This window comes from Paenibacillus sp. FSL H8-0537, from assembly GCF_038051995.1.
Lineage (GTDB): Bacteria > Bacillota > Bacilli > Paenibacillales > Paenibacillaceae > Pristimantibacillus.
The window spans coordinates 1,158,283-1,175,874 of sequence record NZ_CP150290.1; the positions used below are offsets into that span (position 1 = coordinate 1,158,283).

General features: G+C 42.8%; 13 protein-coding genes. 10 read left to right on the forward strand and 3 right to left on the reverse strand.

What is annotated here, in order from left to right; translation table 11 throughout:
* Nucleotides 1-257 precede the first annotated feature (257 nt).
* The 3 genes from MHB80_RS04790 to MHB80_RS04800 all read left to right on the forward strand — a co-directional run bounded on the left by MHB80_RS04790 (nucleotide 258) and on the right by MHB80_RS04800 (nucleotide 3,240).
* Nucleotides 258-1,316 (forward strand): DUF3048 domain-containing protein, encoded by a 1,059-nt coding sequence (locus tag MHB80_RS04790; RefSeq protein ID WP_341281103.1) that lies wholly within the window; start codon nucleotides 258-260, stop codon nucleotides 1,314-1,316.
* Between the two features lie 292 nt (nucleotides 1,317-1,608).
* Nucleotides 1,609-2,220: a DUF47 family protein gene (locus MHB80_RS04795; RefSeq protein WP_341281104.1), complete on the forward strand. Its 612-nt coding sequence runs from the start codon at nucleotides 1,609-1,611 to the stop codon at nucleotides 2,218-2,220.
* A gap of 24 nt (nucleotides 2,221-2,244) precedes the next feature.
* The gene (locus MHB80_RS04800) at nucleotides 2,245-3,240 is read left to right on the forward strand and encodes an inorganic phosphate transporter (protein ID WP_341281105.1); all 996 of its coding nucleotides are present in this window, start codon (nucleotides 2,245-2,247) and stop codon (nucleotides 3,238-3,240) included.
* A gap of 200 nt (nucleotides 3,241-3,440) precedes the next feature.
* Here MHB80_RS04800 and MHB80_RS04805 read toward each other — a convergent pair whose 3' ends face one another.
* Nucleotides 3,441-4,010: a tyrosine protein kinase gene (locus tag MHB80_RS04805; RefSeq protein WP_341281106.1), complete on the reverse strand. Its 570-nt coding sequence runs from the start codon at nucleotides 4,008-4,010 to the stop codon at nucleotides 3,441-3,443.
* A gap of 341 nt (nucleotides 4,011-4,351) precedes the next feature.
* On the opposite strand from MHB80_RS04805, the gene MHB80_RS04810 reads away from it, so the two are divergent.
* The 5 genes from MHB80_RS04810 to MHB80_RS04830 all read left to right on the forward strand — a co-directional run bounded on the left by MHB80_RS04810 (nucleotide 4,352) and on the right by MHB80_RS04830 (nucleotide 8,953).
* Nucleotides 4,352-4,642, forward strand: coding sequence for a YerC/YecD family TrpR-related protein (locus MHB80_RS04810; protein WP_046231556.1), 291 nt, complete (start codon nucleotides 4,352-4,354; stop codon nucleotides 4,640-4,642).
* 13 nt (nucleotides 4,643-4,655) lie between these two features.
* Nucleotides 4,656-5,450, forward strand: a complete 795-nt coding sequence (locus tag MHB80_RS04815) for a CbiX/SirB N-terminal domain-containing protein (protein ID WP_341281107.1) — start codon at nucleotides 4,656-4,658, stop codon at nucleotides 5,448-5,450.
* A gap of 283 nt (nucleotides 5,451-5,733) precedes the next feature.
* Nucleotides 5,734-6,651: a diacylglycerol kinase gene (locus tag MHB80_RS04820; RefSeq protein ID WP_341281108.1), complete on the forward strand. Its 918-nt coding sequence runs from the start codon at nucleotides 5,734-5,736 to the stop codon at nucleotides 6,649-6,651.
* A 268-nt stretch (nucleotides 6,652-6,919) separates the two neighbouring features.
* Nucleotides 6,920-8,449, forward strand: a complete 1,530-nt coding sequence (gene rlmD, locus MHB80_RS04825; protein ID WP_341281109.1) for a 23S rRNA (uracil(1939)-C(5))-methyltransferase RlmD — start codon at nucleotides 6,920-6,922, stop codon at nucleotides 8,447-8,449.
* A gap of 237 nt (nucleotides 8,450-8,686) precedes the next feature.
* A complete protein-coding gene (locus MHB80_RS04830; protein ID WP_341281110.1) occupies nucleotides 8,687-8,953 on the forward strand; it encodes a hypothetical protein in 267 nt (88 codons plus the stop codon).
* A gap of 669 nt (nucleotides 8,954-9,622) precedes the next feature.
* Here the strand turns inward: MHB80_RS04830 and MHB80_RS04835 are convergent.
* Nucleotides 9,623-10,117: a hypothetical protein gene (locus MHB80_RS04835; protein ID WP_341281111.1), complete on the reverse strand. Its 495-nt coding sequence runs from the start codon at nucleotides 10,115-10,117 to the stop codon at nucleotides 9,623-9,625.
* 816 nt (nucleotides 10,118-10,933) lie between these two features.
* Nucleotides 10,934-12,136: a DNA cytosine methyltransferase gene (locus MHB80_RS04840; RefSeq protein ID WP_341281112.1), complete on the reverse strand. Its 1,203-nt coding sequence runs from the start codon at nucleotides 12,134-12,136 to the stop codon at nucleotides 10,934-10,936.
* A 132-nt stretch (nucleotides 12,137-12,268) separates the two neighbouring features.
* On the opposite strand from MHB80_RS04840, the gene MHB80_RS04845 reads away from it, so the two are divergent.
* Both MHB80_RS04845 and MHB80_RS04850 read left to right on the forward strand, forming a co-directional pair.
* The gene (locus MHB80_RS04845) at nucleotides 12,269-15,400 is read left to right on the forward strand and encodes an ATP-binding protein (protein WP_341281113.1); all 3,132 of its coding nucleotides are present in this window, start codon (nucleotides 12,269-12,271) and stop codon (nucleotides 15,398-15,400) included.
* Nucleotides 15,397-17,391, forward strand: coding sequence for a response regulator receiver domain (locus tag MHB80_RS04850; protein ID WP_341281114.1), 1,995 nt, complete (start codon nucleotides 15,397-15,399; stop codon nucleotides 17,389-17,391). The genes MHB80_RS04845 and MHB80_RS04850 overlap by 4 nt, the downstream gene beginning before the upstream one ends.
* Nucleotides 17,392-17,592: the final 201 nt, after the last annotated feature.

A 17,592-nucleotide genomic window follows, 5' to 3' on the forward strand; every position in this document is an offset into this window, starting at 1 on the left:
CTGTTACTCCTTCTATCATCCTGTGGTATAGTAGAAAGGTAGAAAAGGTAGCAAAGCTGCTTTTGCGAGCTTTTTGCTGCGTAAATTGTCATGTTATCTATCATGCTAGAGGATAGATTTGAAATTATAAAAATATACGCATGTATAAGTTTCAACTTATAAATGCGTATATTTCTCGGATTGAAACGCGCCGCGCCTCAAAAGGATGGCCACAGCCGTTTCACCTTGGATCATTCAGATAAAGGCGGGTATCATTCATGAAATTGGGAAAAAGAATCGGTTTATCGTCCAGCATTCTGCTGCTGCTTGTGCTGCTTGCAGCTTGTGCGGGAGGCACTAAAGGGGAAGCGGTTCCAACCGCATCACCAGAGCCAAGCGCTTTGCCAAGCCCTAGCGTGTCACCGGAGGCATTGCCGTATCAAGCACCACTAACGGGAGTTGGACGGCAGACAGAAGCCTTAGAGCGGCCGATTGCCGTCATGATCAACAACCTGAAGCCGGCTCGCCCGCAATCGGGATTGTCGAATGCCGACGTCGTGTGGGAGGTGCTTGCCGAAGGCGGCATTACGAGGCTCGTTGCGCTGTTCCAAAGCACGGACGCCTTGACCGATTCGATTGGCCCGATTCGCAGCATTCGGCCTTATTTAATTAATATTGGCGAAAGCTACGGCGCTGTGCTAGCCCATGCGGGCGGCAGCAATGACGCATATGCGATTTTGCAGCAGCAGAAGAAGCCGTATTTGGATGAAATTTCGAATGCGGGCGCATACTTCTGGCGCAGCAAGGAGCGCAAGGCGCCGCATAATCTGTATTCCGATCTGGAGAAGCTTCGTTCCGGAGCGGAGAAGAAAAATTACAAGCAGGATACAGCGGTGCCGGCCTATGTGTTTGCCGAGAACGGCGCAGCGGAGGCAACGACGCCTGCGACGGCGGTCACGATTCATTTTACGCTGAAGGATTATAAGGTATCTTACGCCTATGATGAGGCGAGCAAGCTATATAAGCGTTCCATCAACGATGAAGCGCATATTGATCTCAACAATAATGAGCAGCTAGCAGCAACCAATTTGGTTGTACTCGCTGCAAGCCATAAGACGCTGGACAATGAAGGCCGGCTCGCGGTCGATTTGCAATCGGGTGGAGATGCGATGCTGTTTCAGCAGGGCCGGATGACGGAGGCGTCATGGGTACGGGCGCCGGACCATATGATTCGGATCGTGAAGGATGGCAAGGAGCTTGCTCTGGTGCCGGGCAAAACCTTTTTCCACATCGTCCCGAATACAAAAACGATTGCCGATCATCTGATGTATGGGTAAAATAAGCGCGGTTCGGAAACACTTTTAGCAGGTGAAGAGTGCTTTCCGCGTCCGCAATAATAGCTAGCTATGACGCTGTCTCTTTAGGAGGCGGCGTTTTGTTTTGGAAGCGGAGGAAATGAACGGAGTGTCGGCATAGAGTGAAAAAAAGAAATTTTTTTCATAAACGTTAATATTCCGTTAACAATTTTAAAGTAAACTGTGTTAAGATATTCTGGGCTTATCCACCAAAGGTCACCATAGGTCGACAAAATGCCCAAACAAAACATCCAGCCGGGTAAAGGGGATTACGATGTTCAAGAAAAAAGATATTTTCTTTAAAACGTTTGAAGAAATGGCCGATGCGCTCGTTGTTGCTGTTGAGTATTTCTCGAACGGATTGTCGGATTTGTCCGATGTCTCTACTTTTGCCAAGACGATGAAGGAATACGAAAGCCAGTGCGACCAGTATGTGCACACGATTTTGAAGGAATTGAACAAAACGTTCATCACTCCGATTGAACGAGAAGATATTATGGCGCTGACAAGCTCGCTTGACGATGTGCTGGATGGAATTGAAGCTTGCGCTTCGCGTTTCGAAATGTACAACATCAAGGAGAAGGATGAGTACATTCAGCTGTTTGGCGACATTTTGCTGCGCTGCGCGCATCAGATCAAGAAAGCCATTTATTTGCTGACGCAGAAGAAGCTGCTGGCTATTCGTGAGCCGAACATTGCGCTCAATGAGCTGGAAAATCAAGCCGATGATCTGCTTCGCGTATGTATTACAAGCTTGTTCGCGAACGTAAGCGATCCGATTGAGCTGATGAAACGCAAGGAAATTTATGAAATGCTGGAGCAAACGACCGACTATTGCGAAGATGTTGCCAATACGCTGGAATCGATTATTATGCGCAATAGCTAACGCGGAAAGTGGGAGTCAACTCGAATGGATTCATATATTTTATGGACGGTTGTCATTCTGGCACTCGGTTTTGATTTTATTAACGGCTTCCATGATACCGCGAATGCGATTGCGACGTCGGTATCTACCCGTGCGCTCAAGCCTCGCGTAGCCATTATGATGGCTGCGGTGATGAACTTCCTCGGTGCGATTATGTTTACCGGGGTAGCCAAAACGATCGGAAGCGGCGTAGCGAATCCTGCTGATTTGCCGAATGGTGTCGAAGTCGTTATCGCTGCGCTCATATCGGCTATAATCTGGAATCTGGTTACGTGGTGGTTCGGAATTCCGTCCTCCTCGTCTCATGCGCTCATCGGCTCGTTGGCTGGTGCGGTTATTGCAGGTTCAGGAATGGGCGCGATTAATGCGTCGGGCTTTACGGATATTGTTAAAGCTCTCATTTTATCGCCGCTTATTGCGTTCTCGGCTGGTTTCATCATTATGTGGCTGCTCAAGCGGATTTTCGCCAAATCGAGCCCGCATCAGGTGAATAAAGGCTTCCGTTTCAGCCAAATCATTACGGCGGCCTTCCAATCGTTCTCGCATGGTACGAATGATGCGCAGAAGGCGATGGGGATTATCACGTTTGCGCTCGTTGCTGCGGGAGTTCAGGATAACTTGGATGTGCCGCTATGGGTTAAGTTGTCCGCTGCTCTGGCGATGGCGCTTGGTACGTCCGTCGGGGGCTACAAAATCATTAAAACGATGGGTACGAAGATTTTCAAAATCGAACCGATCAATGGCTTTGCTGCCGATGTAGGCTCGGCTGTCGTTATTTTGACGGCTACCGTGCTGCATTTGCCAGTCAGTACGACACATGTTATCACGTCTTCGATTCTCGGTGTAGGCAGCGCGAAGCGCTTCTCCAGCGTGAAATGGTCGATGGCGGGCCGGATCTTGGTCGCTTGGGTCATTACGATTCCGATCACGGTACTGATGGCAATGGCTGTCTACTGGGCAATAGATTGGTTGTTCATTTAAGCTTGCATAGCGTTTTGAGGCCCGGTCCGTTAGTGGACGCGGGCTTTTTTATTGCGCGGGGATGGGTGGACGGTGAAAAATAAAGCTTCTGCCAGCAAGGCTTGCTGCTGGCAGAAGGGAAGGAAAGTGCGCCGGTTACCGCGCTTTAGTTGCTGCGGAGGCAGGCAGAGTTTGCGGCGCTGCTCTCCGCTGCTTGTGGCTTAGCGCCGGCGTTTTCTTCTGCGTCTGCGGTTAGCGGGACCTGTGGCTGAGCCGCTGCCGGACTTGCGGCGCCTGCGTTTAGGGATGAACTCTTCCACGTCATCGGTGGCGTCATCCGCGGCCCCTTTTTTCCCAAAGGAGCCCATGATCACCTTCACAAGCGGAGCCATCTGGGAGACGCTGCTCATGACCTTCTGAACCTTCGTCACGGTGGACAAAATCCCATCAATGCCGCCTATACGGTCGACGAAGCCTTTAATCTCTCCTAAATTGGCGAGCGAGAAGGCGCCGCTTTTGGCGGGGGCTACGGATTCAGCAAGCTCGGCTGCGGTAGCTGGGACTATGGTTTGGGATTCCGGCTGTACGGCTTGAACCGATTGAAGCGGCGGCTGGAACTCTGGGATCGCATTTTCATTCAGTAAGCCGGATACGCTGGCCTTATGGTTAACGGCGGGGCTGAGCTGGCTTTGCCCTTGACGGCTGCTGCGATGCTGGAATTGCTGCGGCTGCTGAGCATGCGGGTAGCGGGGATATTGGGGATAGCCGCCGGGATTATTGCGATAGTTCACGCTGATCACCCTTTTATTTTTTATAGTCGAATCGCCGTGCTTCATGGTGGAATGCTCTGCTCGTGGGAGACGAGGCGCGTTGTGCAAAGCGGTCTTAGTGAAGCGCGGGCTCCTCCGCCAGAGCGGCGGTGAAGTGGTGTACACTTGGTATTAGTCTATGGCATAGGCAAACGTAAGGATTGGACGAATGTCACGGGTCTTGCAGAAAAATAACGGCAGATGTCCCCCATTTTCTCTTCTGTTCTGTAAAGCGTGAATACGGTAATGCTTGAAAAAAACGGTTAAAAAAGCTACAATGTGAGCATTGGAAGTCCGGTTCGAAGACTAGAGGAGTGAAGAATATGCAGCTCAAAAAGCTGAACGATAAAGCAGTAGATCAATTGTTTGAGGCCATCCTAACTTTAAAATCCGTTGAGGAATGTTATGTGTTTTTTGATGATTTGTGCACGGTCAATGAAATTCAGTCGCTGTCGCAGCGTCTGGAGGTAGCGCGCATGCTCGGAAAGGGCAGCACGTACAATCAGATTGAAGCGGAGACAGGCGCGAGCACGGCTACAATCTCGCGGGTGAAGCGCTGTTTGAATTATGGCAACGACGGGTATAAAATGGCTTTAGAACGTTTAGGACGATAGGTGCGTGAAAGCCATGAAAAAACCCGGTATTCTCGTTATAAGCCACGGCTCGCGCGATGCGCAGTGGGTGCGGCTTGTAGATGAAGCAGTAAAGCGGGCAACAGAGACGATGCAGCGGGCCGAGGTGCCCGTGTATTCGTCTTTTCTTGAAATTGTAGAGGGCCGGCTTATACAGGACGGCATTGACGAGCTGGAGGCACAGGGCGTAACCGAGCTGTATGTGCTACCGCTGTTTATTTCATCAGGCAGTACGCATATCGATGAGATTGGACAGGCTTTTGGCTTTGCGCCGATCTCGGATTTTGAGGGCGATCTCGGCATTTTTCGGGTGAACGCGCATGTCCATATGGGGATGCCGATTAATGATGATCCCGAAATTGCGGAGCTGCTGCTGGAAAATTTAAAGCCGCTTAGCGCGGACCCGAGCCGCGAAGCGCTGCTATTAATTGGCCACGGCAGCAAGGAGCCGGTGTTCCATGAGCGCTGGCAGCAAGGCCTCGATGCGCTAGCTGGTCGTATACGCGAACTGGGCGGTTTCGCGCGCGCGGAAACGGCTATGCTGCTGCCTGATCAGGCCGCTGAGCGGTTGAAGGGCATGCAGGTGGAACGGCCGGAGGAAGCGGTTATCGTCGTGCCGTTATTTTTGAGCAACGGCTATTTCACGAATGAGGTCATTCCGGAGCGGTTGTCGGGACTTGACTATCGCTATAACGGCAGGCCAATGCTGCCTGATCCGGCGATTGAGCGCTGGCTGGTGCGGAATATGGTGGATTGGCTGGCGGGTTTGGAGCGGACTGAAGTGAATTGATGTGAAAAAAAGTGTAATGAAGTATAGTGAATTGGATTGGATGGAAATAAAGTTCAGTTCATTGAAGTGCAGTGCATTGAAATGAATTGGATTGAAGGGTGCAAGGATGGAGTAAAATAGATGGTTGGTAAATGAAATGAACACCTGGGTAGGCGGGTAATCGTATAATAGTGGAACGTGAATATTTGGAAGTGGAAAGCAAAACACGAATTACGCATGCGCGAAGGCGATAGGTAGGCCTGCCGACACATGAGAAATTGCAAATGGCTTGGAGGTCACGCTGATGTCAGCATATAAAAGAGCAAGATTGATCTATAATCCTTCTTCCGGCAGGGAAGAAATGAAGCGCAGGCTTCCAGATATTTTGCAGCGGCTGGAGCGCGGCGGCATTGAGACGAGCTGCCACGCGACGATAGGCGAGGGCGATGCGACGCTTGCGGCTGCCGAAGCTGCGGAGCGCGGCTACGACCTGATTATTGCGGCGGGCGGCGACGGAACGCTGTATGAGGTTATTAATGGGCTGGCGGAAAAGCCGAATTTGCCACCGCTGGGCATTTTGCCGTTAGGGACGACGAATGATTTCGCTAGGGCGCTTGGCATTCCGAAGCATTGGGAATATGCGGTCGATCTGATCATTCAGCAGTATACGCGCCCGATTGATGTCGGCAAGGCGAATGAGCGTTATTTTATTAATATTGCGGGTGGCGGCTCGTTGACGGAGCTGACGTATGATGTGCCGAGCAAGCTCAAGACGATGATTGGGCAGCTGGCGTATTATATGAAGGGCATGGAGAAAATGACGCGCCTCAGCCCGACCGAGCTGAAAATCCAGGCCGCAGGCGTAGGCGATTTTCATGAGGAATTTATGCTTTTTCTCATCTGCAACAGCAACTCGGTTGGCGGGTTTGAGAAGCTGGCTCCAGACTCGAAGCTCGACGATGGATTGTTTGACGTGATTTTGCTGCGAAAATGCAATTTGCCAGAGTTTATCCGCCTCGTGTCGCTTGCGCTGCGCGGGGAGCATATGAATGATCCGCATATTATCCATTTCCGCACGAATGAGATGAAGGTCACGACGCCAGACTACGTGCAGATTAATCTCGACGGCGAGTACGGCGGCAAGCTGCCGTTTACGTTCTCGGTGCTGCCTTCTCATTTGCGAATTTTTGCCGATGAGATGGGCGAGTCGACCTATCGGTAGTATAATGGATTTATGTGAGCGTAAGAGCGAAGGACGATGAACAAAGTACGAAGAGCTAAGAGCGAAAAATGATGGATGGCTATCCGCAAAACAGCATAGGCTGCTATTGGTGATTTAAGCGAAGCGCTGGTTGCGCTGAACTGGATAGGAAAGATCAGGGATTCGTGTATGATGGCGAGTCATTTTGTGAAAAAGAATAAGAGCAGAAAGTTGGCCGCTTAGCGGCCTGCTTGCGTTAATGGCGATATAGAGCGGAGCGGGTAGAGCAATGAACAGAAGGAATAACAGAGGTGGCGGCGGACGTGGGCGCAGCAATTCCCAGTCTAAGCCGCCGGAAAATGTGCCGGTAAGCAAAAATGAAGAGGTCGTCCTCGATATTATCGGACTGACGCATGACGGGGAAGGGGTAGGCCGCGCTGATGGCTATACCCTTTTTGTGCAGGGCGCACTCCCTGGTGAGCGCGTGCGCGCGAAGGTCATGAAGACGAAGAAGCAGTATGGCTATGCGCGCTTGCAGGAGCTGCTGGTCGCGAGCGACGACCGCGTCGAGCCGCCATGCGATATTTATAAGCAATGCGGCGGCTGCCAGCTTCAGCATATGGGCTATGAAGCCCAGCTGAGCTGGAAACGCCAGCATGTGGTGGACAATCTGGTGCGGATCGGGAAGCTGAGTGTCGCTGGGGAAGCGGAGAAGGCACAGGCAGGTGGATCGGCGGAAAATAAAGCGGCGGAAGCTGCTGTTATTGTGCATCCGACCATTGGGATGGACGAGCCTTGGCGCTATCGGAATAAGGCACAGGTGCCGATTGGCATGATGACAGGCGGTCATGCTAATGACGGTGATGGTGCGGAAAGTAAGCTGATTGCTGGTTTTTATGCGCGTGGCAGCCATCGGATTATAGACATGGACGATTGCCTAATTCAGCATGACCGCAATGATGAGATTGTGCGGGCAGTGAAGGCGATTGGGCGCGAGCTAGGCGTAACTGGCTATGATGAGGAGAGCGGACGCGGCGTGCTGCGCCATGTGATGGCGCGTACGGGCTTTGTAACGGGCGAGATGATGGTCGTGCTTGTGACGAACGGACGCAAGCTCCTGCAGGCTGAGCGCTGGGTGGAGCGCATCCGTGAGGAGCTGCCAGGTGTGACGAGTATCGTTCAAAATGTGAATGAGCGGAACACGAATGTGATTTTTGGCGATGAGACGAAGGTGCTGTGGGGCAGCGATGTTATTTATGATGAGCTCGACGGTATTCGCTTCGCGATATCGGCGAGATCGTTCTATCAGGTGAACCCGCTGCAGACGGTGGCCCTGTACCGCAAAGCGGTGGAATATGCGGCGCTGACCGGGACAGAGTCCGTCATTGACGCATATTGCGGGATCGGGACGATATCGCTGTTTCTGGCACGGCAAGCTGGGCGCGTCTACGGCGTAGAAATCGTGCCGGAGGCGATTGAGGATGCGAAGCGTAATGCGGAGCTGAATGGGATCGGGAATGCGACGTTCGAGGCTGGACCTGCCGAGGTCGTCATTCCGCGCTGGCGCGAGGAGGGCGGAATTGTGCCCGACGTCATCGTCGTCGACCCGCCGCGTAAAGGCTGCGATCCTGAGCTGCTGGAGACGATTCTGGCAATGCAGCCGGATAGAGTTGTTTATGTTAGCTGTAATCCGTCGACATTGGCGCGGGATTTGCGGGTGTTGGAGGATGGCGGGTATCAGACGGTTGAGGTGCAGCCGGTAGATATGTTTCCGTGGACTACGCATGTGGAAGTGGTCGTGTGGTTGAAACAAGTGTAGTACAGGTGGGTGGAATCTCTTGTTTGATATATGCCTTGTTGGCGATTATAAGCGAGGATATTCTGCAGGACTTTGAAGTTTAGTAATAAGGAAATGAGAGAGCGCTCGATGCTTTTTCCAAAACCTATACTCGACGAAGATCCAAAGCAAGCAGCTGGATCTTCTTCAGGTATCACCTTGACCCGTGTCACATATTGTCCGATACTGGAAGAAAATATGTGATATGGGGGAACCATTATGGAATGTCTGGATTGGATTGTTTGGCTGCTTGGGATTGGGGGATTATTAATATCTACAAGAGGGACCTGGCTTCTTTTTAAAGGAACGCCGCTTGACCAAATAGGCATACCAACTTATGTGGATGCTCATGTAGCACAGGACGAATTTGAGAAGGCATACGAGGAGCTTCATCGGAGAAAGGGCTTCACAAAGACAGGGATAAAACTTATTGGATGGGGTTTCGGTATTCAACTCATTGCGCAAATATTAAATGGACCATGGTAACCACTCAATCGAGTGGTTTTTTATTGAGAGGAGCATTTAGGTGGATATTAGGACGATAATAGCAAATCAAATAAATGCTGCATCCTATAACGCGCGCATCAATCTACAGCGGGGAGATCAGGAATATGAAAAGCTCCGCCGCAGCAGTGAATTGTTTTGTTATGTGGAGCCGATCGTTTGGAAGGAGCTTGCCGGAAACATGGTGGGCGGCCATCAGAGGTATAAGATCATAGTTAACGAGCTTGGCCACACGGAACTGAGGTTATGTCTTTGATCTAGTCGATTAGCAGGAAAACCTGCTCAATCTGGCGCTTAATAAAGTGTCAGATGGCTGGGATGATGAAGCACTGCTCGGTTGTTGGAGGAGTTGCAGGCTGGTAGATCGAAAATGGAGTTGTCTGGATTCCAGCAGGATGAGATATGCGAGTTGATTAGCAGTTTGCCTGAGATTAAGGACGTTGAAGATCCAGTAATAGAGGGCGATTTCGACGTTCAGCGCGCCCTGGATGATATTAATGAGTCAGAGACGCAGCGTGGGGATGTGTGGCAACTCGGGTCGCATCGATTGGTGTGCGGTGATGCAACGTTTACAGAGGATAAGCCTTACTGATGATGGAAAACAAGCGAGCCTGGTCGTCACTGCCCGCCGTATAATGTGGCTATACAGAGCTACTCCGAGCATCTATCCGCTGATGCCCGTGACAAAATGTCTCTCTTACCGATTGTTATTTCTTCATCGTGGTAATTTTCAATAATAATACCTTCATCAAAATTAACAATCCACGTGTTAAACCCAACAAAAGCAATGTCTTTGAAATTTTTAATTACATCTCCAATAGTCGTTTCTATTACCGGAAAATTGTTTCCATTCAGGATGATAAAATAATTTGAATTTAAATCAAGACTATGACTATATAAATCCGAAATGTTTTTAATAGAGAATTTATAAGTGATATATTTCCATCCAACTCTGCCGGTATTAGTGAATCTAAATTCTTTTTCCATCTTTTCAATTAATTCTTGTGATTTCTCGAAACTATAGATATGAGAGTTTACATCCAGTACTTCGATACATTCGTTAAACAATTCTCCATATGAAATATCTCTTTTCATCTTTTTCTTAAGCTGCTCCATTCTAGACTTACGAGAGCTCCTATCTTCCATATAATCATCTTCCTTTATAATTTTTTGTTCTGTTTGACTGACCTATTTATAGTTCTACATATAAAAATCCAACGTCAGCTTCATTACCGCAGTACTACGATAGTTTCTTGTTGGGCTGAAAGACACCATAACGTTTTAAATACTATAGTTGACGATTCGAAAATCCGTCCTTTCTAAAAATCCCCCCAATCATCACTCGAGTTAGCTGCCCGGAAAACCGATCTTGAATAGTGAATATTCCATTTATACCACAAGCAGGGGAACTAGTACTCGATAGGAGCCGTTCTCTCTATCGTACTCAAGATTTTTTCAAAGCTGGTGTAGGCGCACTAGATATCGGATAATTCTGTGATGTAGGCACGAACATTAATAATGAGCACTTCATTTTTTGTATATCAACTTTCTTTTTGATTTTCAAGTACCGCCGCTAATGGCTCAATAGATTCTGACATGACGGAATGGATTATCTTCAACATAGAACTTGCTTATAAATAAGTGATGCCGTTTTTGGTACCGGGGAATTAAAGTCTTATTCATGATGTTTCAACGCAAAGAACACCTGTGTGGGTGATACACGTACTTTCCATACTACTGGCTTCTTAATCAAGTAGTGAGAGGTATTCATCACCTTATCCTGTTTCGATGAAAGATAGCAGCTTATCCAATGTGTCCGAAGTTAAAGCTTCGGCTGTTGACGGGTGTATGACCATGAAGGTACGGTAAACCTCTAAAAGGATGATGATTCGGTAGTTGAAGATTTATTCAGTTAACTTCATAATAAAAAAGAGACTTAAGAATCTGTCATAGGTCTAGATTTTATGCTTTAGTAGCAACTAGATGCTCTAAAAGAAGTTCTTGTTGAGATTCTTTTAGTAACTTATTGTAGATGAGATCAACGAATGTCTGAGCTAGTTTAACTGGAACAGCATTTCCTATTTGAGTAGCAATGTTTTCACTAGAACCTTCATATGGTTTTCCATCAAGTTTACCAGTGAATTTATAACTAATAGGAAAGGTTTGTATTAGTGCTGCCTCTCTCATGCTTATTGCCCTATCTTCCTCAGGGTGACCGAATCTACCTTTTGAGTAAGAAAGGCAACCGCAAGTTATGGTAGGTGCGTAACTTTCGAAATTCATTCTACCGTAAACATCACTAAAACTTACATTCTTTTTTTTATGACATTCTAAAACTAGGTTACTATCTTTCCAATCGCTACGACTTCCTCCGTTCCATGGAGTGCTTTTAATTCTAAGAAGATTATTAGGAAATAAATTCCTGCATCTATGTAGCTTATCATTTGCATCAGAACCGCCAGCTTCCAAACTTGATAACTTAAATGGCAATAAATATTCCCTTAACGTGAGTGCTTTTTTCTTTTCAGGCCATAAAGAAAGCGGCTTAGTAACATATGGTAAACCTTTGGGTGTTTCCTGAATAATAGCTTCCATATTTGGAAACGTTTTTATTTTCTTACCTAGAAGAATCAGTCTTTTTCTATGTTGAGGAACACCATAGTTAACGGCATTGACAACTTCGAAACGTAAGTGATATGAAGGCCGATTAGAATGTTTTCTAGATCCATCGGCGTTCAAATTCGTAAGGACGCTCAAGAATGTATGAAATATTTTGAAATTGACTATATTATCGACGTTCTCAAATAGGATATAATTGGGTTGGAATATATTCGCAACTTTTATAACTTCCATTATGAGTTTGTTACGATCGTCGATATTAACGCCACTCTTTTTGCGGCTGTGTCTGGAAAAACCCTGACACGGCGGTGTTGCGACGAGAAGGTCCAGGTTTCCACCATTCAGTTGTTTATTGATCTTGCTCCATTCTTTTTTCTTGATTTTTCTTATATCTTTGACTAACAGGTGGTTGTTGCCATGATTCAGTGCATATGTAGTTGCAATAATTTTATCGAATTCCACGGCACATTTTATATCAAAGTGTTTTTTTAACGCTTCGGATACCCCGCCTGCTCCAGAGAATAAATCTATAGCTGAAAATTTCACATGGTACCCCCCACAATAATTCTCCTTATAAAGTATTATTGTATAACAATGTGCCGGCTGCTGAAAAGTACTTATATTTGATAATAAGGATTTAGACTTTTAAGGGGAATAATAAATTTAGGAGATGTGAAAATGGCGAAATTTAAGACAAGAGCTAGGGCTGTAGATCTCCTTGGTAAACAGCAAATTAGAGATGAAGTAACCGCTATATCTGAGTTGTTAAGAAATGCGTATGATGCAGATGCTTCAGAAGGACTTATAGACATAAATACCGATAAACAATGCATCTTAGTTTGCGATGACGGGGAAGGAATGAGTGCGGATGACTTAGAACAAAATTGGCTTACAATTGGGACTTATTCAAAAAGAACGAAAGTTATTAAACATACTAAAAAAAATAGAGTTAAAATCGGTGAGAAAGGAATAGGAAGATTGGCAGTTTCCTTATTAGGAGATCAGCTTTTAATTATCTCTAAAAAGAAATTGGATGGAAAATGGTGTATTCTATATCTTCATTGGGAACTTTTCAGAAATGAGAAAATGTTTCTTGATGATATTGAAATTCCATTAAAAACTTTTAATACACTTGAGGAAATTTCTACATATTTGAAGGATAATAAAAATGATTTGAAAGAGATGTTGTTAAATAATTTATATAATGATTCAGGTTGGGACAGTGAAATCAGAAATCTTGTAATGGAACAAATTGAATCTTTTGAAATAGAACAAAAAGTCCTAGAGTGGATGAAAATAATCGAGAATCGTAAGGGAGGGACTATATTCTACCTTACAAATATAGATTCTAGCTGGGATTGGAGAGTGTATGAAAATATTAAAAATCTTCAAGTGCAGGATGAAACACTGAAAATTCGATATCGAAGATTAAAAGACCTTTTATACTCTTTCCAAAATTATATAGATATTTATGATAAAGAATTAGAATTGGAAGATTCACAAATACCAGAAACAAATCCCACTTTTTCTAATGATGAAATAAGAGAAGATGATGGATTTAATCCTAAAATTCACATAAACGGGCATTCATTAGAGGATGAACAGTGGTTTAATAAGGATGACATTAAACTTTACGATTATGCATTAAAGGGTAAAATAATTAATGGGATGTTCATAGGCAAGGCATTTATGCGAGGACAAGGCAAAGTAGAGGATGTAAATGTCCCTGCAAGTGAATTATCTATAGGGCTTAGTGATAAAACTTATAAAGAATTTGGACCTATATATTTAAAATGGTTTTTTTTGGAGGGTAACCTAAGTTCCTCCACTTTGAATAAGGACCAACATCGAGACATGAAAGACAAGCTCCAAGACATCGGAGGAATTTATGTTTATAGGGATGGATTAAGAATTCTTCCGTATGGCGAAAAAGGAAACGATTTTTTACATATGGAAGAAAGAAGATCTAGACGTGCTACCACATATTTATTTAGCCATCGAAGAATGTTTGGGTTCATGGAAATTAGTAAAATCTCTAATCCAAATTTGGTGGATAAATCAAGCAGGGAAGGATTTGTAGAAAACTCGAGTTATAATTACTTCCGAAATGTTGCTATCAATTTATTAAAATGGTGGGCACTTGAATATTTAGAAACTACTCAAAATGAAGGTAATAGAAGCAACTATATTAATGCATTAAAAGAGGAGCATGAGAGGCATGAGAAAGCTAGGCAACAACAATTAGAAGAGGAAAAGAAGGAAAAGCAATATTTTAAAGACCTGAACAAAAGTTTAAATGAATTTAGAGGAACTTTGGAGGTCCGATCATCCACACTATCGACAGATATCGATGCAGTATACGAAAAATATAAAAATAAAATCGAATTATGCAGAAATGAATTGGAGAAATATGATCTGATCTACGCTTTTAAGAGAGAGTATATTGAGAAAAGAGATTTACTGGGGAGATTTAAACTTGAATTGAATCCAAGATATAATCATTCAATTGAACTAATTGAATTGGTTGAGGAAATGAATAACGAATGTGCAAGTGAAGTCATAAGGAGTAATCAAAAGCTTGAAATTTTGGTGAGCAAACTTGAGCGTGTACGGGTTAATAGTGAAAACAAGGATATATTCAATATTAATGAAAATCTAGATGAGGCCCTTGGATGGATTGATAGTTTCATTAAAAAGATAAATGAATCAAATTACAATTACTTCAAGAACCATTATACATTATTAGATGAAGTCCGAGAAAAAACTATAAATCTATTGCTAAAATCAACTGAAGACAATAGACATAAAATAAACAAAGAAATAGAGGAGCTTGATGACTACCAGAAAAAGTTTAATCAGTATAAGATGAGTAATAAGACAGTACTAATGAATGATAATACTTTACAAAAATCAATTCAAGAAATATTACAAGATTTCAATTTGAATATTAGTAGAATACAAGAAAAGATATTAATTTATGAGAATGAAATAAAGATAAGTAAAGTGTTTAAAAATACAGAATTGTTATTAAATAAAGTCGTTGATAATTTAGAAAGTGTAAGTGTATTTAACAATGATGAATTTCTTATAGGACTGCTGAAAAAAGAAGTTGAAATGTATCGTGATCTATCTGCAGTGGGACTTGCGGCCGAAATGACGAGTCACGAATTTAACGCTTTAAATAAAATAATTAGGGAAAATGTTGACGCATTATCTAAAGCACTTAAACCAACTCCATTGGCTTCAGTTATTCAGAGAGTTAATCAATCTTTTGCTTCATTAGAAAGGCTTCAAGCCAGAATGAGCCCCTTATATAAGCAGTCAAGAAAAAGAGCTAGAGATATAAATTTAAAACTATTTATTGAAGATGTTTTGGAATATTTTTCGACCGATATAAGAAAATACACAATAGAGATAGTTAATGATATACCTGAAGATTTAATAGTAAGAGAAATTGAACCTGTATTATTCACTCCAATTGCAAATGTAGTATCAAATTCGATTTATTGGATGCTTAATCAGGATATACGAGCGATTCATTTTTATTACTCTGAAACAAATCAGACATTATTTATTCATGATACTGGGCAGGGGATAAAAGAATCAGATAAGGTAAGGATTTTTGAACCATACTTTACTAAAAAATTGCAAGGTAGGGGTCTAGGACTATTTCTTTCAAGAGATACCTTAGAATCACGGGGGCATTTTTTGTTTCTAGAAGACAACAATAACAGCATTGAAAATTTGGGTGGAGCATGTTTTGGTATTCAGTTTAAAAAAGATGCTATACTACGAGAGGTGCAAAAATGAGTTCGACTGCAGAATTAAGTTACGTAAATCATATTGTTAAAGACTATTTTAATTCAATATTAATAATAGATGATCAGTTGGATTTGAACGTCATGGTGCTTGAAGAGGCTACTGAACTAGACTTAAGTAATATTGATTATGCTTCCGTAAATCCAGCAATTTTATTTGGAGTAGAAGAGGATAATATATCTAGTAACGCGAGTATGAATGAGACAGCAGCAGCAGCAGCGCCAACTTCACCTAAAAAATACACTTTACAGCCAGAGGCATCATATCATACTGAGTTAATGGAAGAGGGGTTTGTTACTACTCCGTTCAAATATAATTCAACTATTGATGTTGCTCAGGTTGATGTTCTAGCAAATTTACTATCAACCATTAAACTTCTTATCGTCGATTGGGATTTGGAAAATTCTAAAACTATAGAACCAGGAGCAGCGGCTTCTGCTATTTTGCATAAGTATGCAAGTTCTGATAAAGGTTTAAAGTGTGCTGTGATTTATACTGCATCCGATGACTTTGATGATATCATGGAATATTTAAAAAACAGAAAGTTAATAACAAAAAGCGATGGGGATTTTTTTGAAAATGTTAATGATACTGGGCATAAATTATTCGGTTTTATTATTTCCAAGAAGCATTTTAAGGCAAAAGAAATTATTCCAGTAATCTCACAAAAACTTTTGGCTGATAAGAGCTTGGTTCTTCACTTTATGGATACAGCTGCAAGAATCAATAATAACATAAGTAAAGCAATGCTAGATTTTAGCGCCCCTTTTGAAAAGGTGATTTTCTCTCAAATACTTACTGCTAAGATCCCGGAAAATGATATCCCCAGATTTTTAACTGATAAATTTCTAAGTATTATAATGGAAAATAAGGAAGAAAAATATCAATATAATTTTTTTGTTGAAAATAAACTATCTAGTTTAAAAAAGGCTACTATCGCAGGGTTTCCTTTAGAAAAGATCGTTAAGTTGATTCTAGAAATTGGGTCTGGTGAAACGAATAAAGCCTTAATTAAACTTTTTAAAAATTCAGATTTTGTTTCAAAATTAGTAGATAAGATTCAAGAGCATCAAGAAGGCCTGCAAGCTTTAGAGGAAAAGATATCCGATTTAGTGGATAAAGAAAATATAAAAAAAGATTTGTTCCTTGTCATAATGCTTTGGGATGAGTTTATAAGTGAAAATGGCGTTAGGTCATTACAAAGTGATATAGTTGCTTCTTTGAATGGGTATCCTTTTATTGAAGAGAATCTTAAAAAAATTAGTACTTTCTTTGAAATTAACTTAAGCAGTCAGTTCAAAAGACATATTTTAGGTATTGATATTAATGGAGTGATATTGAAATTTCTTTCTGAAAATGCTGAGAAGTCATTTAATGATTTTAAAACTGAATTAATTGGTGCGATAGAGAACTTTGAAATTGATAAAGAAAAATTAATTAACTTACTTGTTCTATGGCCAGCCTTTTTTGGGGATGACTCTGAGTTTAGTAAATCATATAGAACACAAATTTATAATTTTACTAAATTGTTAAAGTTCAACGAGAGTACGGATGATCGAATTGAAACGGGTGCAATTTATTACGAAACTACTAATAATACATATTTATTATGTATTACTCCGTATTGTGATACTTTTAATATCAAAAAAGTCGAATCACAAATAAAATTTTTGGTAGGAAGAGTTGAAACAAATCTAACAGGTGATAGCCTCAAAAACTCTGATACTCCAAATTGTTTTTATATGGCAGTTCCTTTTGATGATGAAAAAAAGGTGAAGATTATTAAATGGAATTTCTATGAAGTTACCACTCTTCATCAAAATGATGTGAAATCGGAAAAACTTAATAAATTGTTGTATTTACGAAAAGAGTATATTCAAAACGTTTTGAATCGATATATTGCATATCAGTCTAGAGCAGGGGTAGATGAACTATTTTTTAAAGAGTCGGGCTATATTAATAACTTTAAAAATTTTCTGTGATAACCAGGATTATCAAGGGGAAAGATTTCTTTAGTAAAGAGAATAGAAATCATTTATTTAGTATTCTAAAGTCTAAAATACAACGCCGGAACTAAAAGTTCGGCGTCTTTTTGATAAAACGGTATACCGATTTTGGCTCAATATAAACCGACTTTCTGGTAGGCCTGATATGTAATACCTCAAGATGAAAATGGTACCTAT

Excerpts from the sequence above, each read along its gene's own strand:
- MHB80_RS04820 (WP_341281108.1), top strand. The coding sequence starts at position 5,734 with ATGTCAGCATATAAAAGAGCAAGATTGATCTATAATCCTTCTTCCGGC.
- MHB80_RS04795 (WP_341281104.1), top strand. The coding sequence starts at position 1,609 with ATGTTCAAGAAAAAAGATATTTTCTTTAAAACGTTTGAAGAAATGGCC.
- MHB80_RS04790 (WP_341281103.1), top strand. The coding sequence starts at position 258 with ATGAAATTGGGAAAAAGAATCGGTTTATCGTCCAGCATTCTGCTGCTG.
- MHB80_RS04815 (WP_341281107.1), top strand. The coding sequence starts at position 4,656 with ATGAAAAAACCCGGTATTCTCGTTATAAGCCACGGCTCGCGCGATGCG.
- MHB80_RS04835 (WP_341281111.1), bottom strand. The coding sequence starts at position 10,117 with ATGGAAGATAGGAGCTCTCGTAAGTCTAGAATGGAGCAGCTTAAGAAA.
- MHB80_RS04810 (WP_046231556.1), top strand. The coding sequence starts at position 4,352 with ATGCAGCTCAAAAAGCTGAACGATAAAGCAGTAGATCAATTGTTTGAG.
- MHB80_RS04845 (WP_341281113.1), top strand. The coding sequence starts at position 12,269 with ATGGCGAAATTTAAGACAAGAGCTAGGGCTGTAGATCTCCTTGGTAAA.
- MHB80_RS04850 (WP_341281114.1), top strand. The coding sequence starts at position 15,397 with ATGAGTTCGACTGCAGAATTAAGTTACGTAAATCATATTGTTAAAGAC.
- rlmD (WP_341281109.1), top strand. The coding sequence starts at position 6,920 with ATGAACAGAAGGAATAACAGAGGTGGCGGCGGACGTGGGCGCAGCAAT.
- MHB80_RS04800 (WP_341281105.1), top strand. The coding sequence starts at position 2,245 with ATGGATTCATATATTTTATGGACGGTTGTCATTCTGGCACTCGGTTTT.
- MHB80_RS04830 (WP_341281110.1), top strand. The coding sequence starts at position 8,687 with ATGGAATGTCTGGATTGGATTGTTTGGCTGCTTGGGATTGGGGGATTA.